This is a genomic window from Streptomyces sp. NPDC088124, assembly GCF_040685895.1.
Lineage (GTDB): Bacteria > Actinomycetota > Actinomycetes > Streptomycetales > Streptomycetaceae > Streptomyces.
Genome location: NZ_JBFBJB010000130.1, coordinates 1 through 3520, shown reverse-complemented (window position 1 = coordinate 3520; position 3520 = coordinate 1). Strand labels below are relative to the sequence as shown.

At 66.5% G+C, this 3520-nt stretch carries 2 protein-coding genes; both read left to right on the top strand.

Annotation, left to right across the window (positions count from 1 at the left end; all coding sequences use genetic code 11):
- The first annotated feature begins 206 nt into the window (after positions 1-206).
- Positions 207-815 carry a CDP-alcohol phosphatidyltransferase family protein gene (locus AB0P17_RS43160; protein ID WP_365820592.1) on the top strand — a complete coding sequence of 203 codons (609 nt, stop codon included), beginning with the start codon at positions 207-209 and terminating at the stop codon, positions 813-815.
- 113 nt (positions 816-928) lie between these two features.
- Positions 929-3424, top strand: coding sequence for a mannose-1-phosphate guanyltransferase (locus AB0P17_RS43155; RefSeq protein ID WP_365820590.1), 2496 nt, complete (start codon positions 929-931; stop codon positions 3422-3424).
- The last annotated feature ends 96 nt before the right edge of the window (positions 3425-3520 follow it).

Here is a 3520-nt window from a genome sequence, read left to right as displayed (position 1 = left end):
TGCAGGGGGGACCCTGTGGGAGAGTAGGACGCCGCCGAACAATTATTGTGGGAATGCCCCGCACCGTATGGTGCGGGGCATTTCTGCGTTCAGGGCCTTCTCGTAAACTCTTCAACTCCCCTTGCCAAGCCCCCTTGAGAGTGCCGGCCTGCGCTGAGGGTAAGGTCAGGAGGCATCGTTGGCTCGTTCCACACAGGAGGCCCCGGGTGGAGGTCCAGGAGACCCGCGTCCAGACGGACCGGGTGCTCACCATCCCCAACATCCTCAGCATGGCCCGCCTGGTCGGCGTACCGCTCTTCCTGTGGCTGATCCTTCGTCCGGAGTTCGGCGGGCCCAACAGTGACGGCTGGGCCTTGCTGGTGCTGATGCTGAGTGGTGTCAGCGACTATCTCGACGGAAAGCTTGCCCGCCGCTGGAACCAGATCAGCAGCCTCGGGCGGCTCCTCGACCCTGCTGCGGACCGGCTGTACATCCTTTCCACCCTGGTTGGCCTCACGTGGCGCGAGATTCTGCCACTGTGGCTCACCGCGGCTCTATTGGCCCGTGAGCTGATGCTTCTGGTGATGGTGGGAATCCTCCGCAGGCACGGCTACCCGCCTCCCCAGGTGAACTTCCTCGGGAAGGCAGCTACCTTCAACTTGATGTATGCCTTCCCCCTCCTGCTGCTCAGTGACGGGAGTGGATGGCTCGCGTCACTCGCCGAAGTTTTCGGATGGGCGTTCGCAGGATGGGGTACAACTCTCTACTGGTGGGCAGGAGTCCTGTATGTGGTCCAGGTCTGCCGGCTCGTCAGGGCGGACAACGTGGCCGATTGAGCTCGTCGATGTGGTGCCGTGCAATGTCGCCGGCCCGCAGCCTGACGCCATTGGGCCTCGTTCCAGACGGGTGAAGTCGGCGAGACCGTCTCTTCAAGGAGGACGCTTCCGACATGAAGGCCGTCGTGATGGCCGGTGGCGAAGGTACTCGACTTCGCCCCATGACCTCAAGCATGCCCAAGCCGCTCCTGCCGGTCGTGAACCGGCCGATCATGGAGCATGTGCTGCGGTTGCTCAAGCGCCATGGGCTCAGTGAGACCGTCGTAACCGTGCAATTCCTCGCCTCCCTCGTCAAGAACTACTTCGGCGACGGGGAAGAGCTGGGCATGGAGCTCAGCTATGCGAACGAGGAGAAGCCGCTCGGCACCGCGGGGAGCGTGAAGAACGCCGAGGAGGCGCTGAAGGACGATGCGTTTCTTGTCATTTCCGGTGACGCTCTCACCGATTTCGATCTGACGGACCTCATCTCCTTCCACAAGGAGAAAGGCGCACTCGTGACGGTGTGCCTGACCCGGGTGCCGAATCCGCTGGAATTCGGTATCACGATCGTGGACGAGGCCGGAAAGGTCGAGCGCTTCCTGGAGAAGCCCACCTGGGGCCAGGTCTTCTCCGACACCGTGAACACGGGCATCTACGTGATGGAGCCCGAAGTCTTCGACTACGTCGAGGCCGATGTCTCGGTCGACTGGTCCGGCGATGTCTTCCCTCAGCTCATGAAGGAGGGCAAGCCGATCTACGGCTACATCGCCGAGGGCTACTGGGAGGACGTCGGCACACACGAGAGCTACGTCAAGGCGCAGGCCGACGTGCTCGAAGGCAAGGTCGACGTCGACATCGACGGTTTCGAGATCTCCCCGGGCGTCTGGGTCGCCGAAGGCGCCGAGGTCCACCCGGACGCCGTGCTGCGCGGTCCGCTGTACATCGGTGACTACGCCAAGGTCGAGGCCGATGTCGAGCTGCGCGAGCACACCGTCATCGGCTCCAACGTGGTCGTCAAGACCGGCGCCTTCCTCCACAAGGCCGTCGTCCACGACAACGTCTACATCGGCCAGCACAGCAATCTGCGCGGCTGTGTGATCGGCAAGAACACCGACATCATGCGGGCGGCCCGCATCGAGGACGGCGCGGTCATCGGTGACGAGTGCCTGGTCGGTGAAGAATCGATCATTCAGGGCAATGTGCGGGTCTACCCGTTCAAGACCATCGAAGCCGGCGCGTTCGTCAACACGTCGGTCATCTGGGAGTCCCGCGGACAGGCGAATCTCTTCGGCGCCCGCGGTGTTTCGGGCATCCTGAACGTCGAGATCACGCCAGAAGTCGTCGTACGGCTGGCCGGCGCATACGCGACCACGCTGAAGAAGGGTTCCACCGTCACTACGGCGCGTGACCACTCGCGTGGTGCCCGCGCTCTCAAGCGGGCCGTGATCTCCTCGCTCCAGTCCAGCGCCATCGACGTACGGGACCTGGAGAACGTCCCCCTACCCGTCGCCCGGCAGCAGACTGGCCGTGGCAGCGCGGGCGGCATCATGATCCGTACGTCGCCCGGGGTGCCCGACTCCGTCGACATCATGTTCTTCGACGAGCGGGGCGCCGACCTCTCCCAGGCGGGCCAGCGCAAGCTCGACCGGGTCTACGCCCGTCAGGAGTACCGCCGGGCGTTCCCCGGCGAAATCGGGGATCTGCACTTCCCCGCCAGCGTCTTCGACTCGTACACCGGCTCCCTGCTCCGCAACGTCGACACCACCGGGATCTCCGAGGCGGGACTCAAGGTCGTCGTCGACGCCTCCAACGGCAGCGCCGGGCTCGTGCTGCCCAGCCTGCTCGGCCGGCTCGGGGTGGACGCGCTGACGATCAACCCGGGGCTCGACGAGTCCCGGCCCACGGAAACGGCCGAATCACGCCGCCTGGGACTGGTCAGACTCGGCGAGATCGTCGCCTCCGCGCGGGCCGCCTTCGGGGTGCGGTTCGACCCCGTCGGCGAGCGGCTGTCCCTGGTGGACGAGCGCGGCCGGATCATCGAGGACGACCGGGCCCTGCTGGTCCTGCTCGACCTGGTCGCCGCCGAACGGCGCAGCGGGCGGGTGGCGCTCCCCGTGACCACCACGCGGATCGCCGAGCAGGTCGCCGCGTACCACGGCACGCAGGTGGAGTGGACGACGACCTCGCCCGACGACCTGACCCGGGTGGGGCGCGAGGAGACCACGATCTTCGGCGGTGACGGCCGTGGCGCCTTCATCGTGCCGGAGTTCAGCAGCGTCCTCGACGGTACGGCGGCCTTCGTACGGCTCATCGGTCTGGTGGCCCGTACGCAGCTCACCCTGAGCCAGATCGACGCGCGTATCCCGCGGGCCCATGTCCTGCGCAGGGATCTGGCGACTCCGTGGGCCGTCAAGGGTCTGGTGATGCGCAGCGTCGTGGAGGCGGCCGGTGAGCGTCAGGTGGATACCACCGACGGGGTGCGGGTGGTGGAGACCGACGGACGCTGGGTGATGGTGCTGCCCGACCCGGCCGAGGCCGTCACCCATCTGTGGGCGGAGGGTCCCGACGACGCGTCGGCCCAGGCGCTGCTCGACGAGTGGTCGTCCGTGGTGGACAGCGCAGGTCATTAGGGGCGGTCCGGGACGCTTCGCAGGCGTTCCGGAGAGGGGCCGGGGGGGGGCTGCCCCTGCGCCGCCGGCGCGGCGGACACTCGAACACCGGGGGCC

Bases quoted from the DNA above. Each gene is read 5' to 3' on its own strand.
- AB0P17_RS43155 (WP_365820590.1), top strand. From the start codon at position 929: ATGAAGGCCGTCGTGATGGCCGGTGGCGAAGGTACTCGACTTCGCCCC.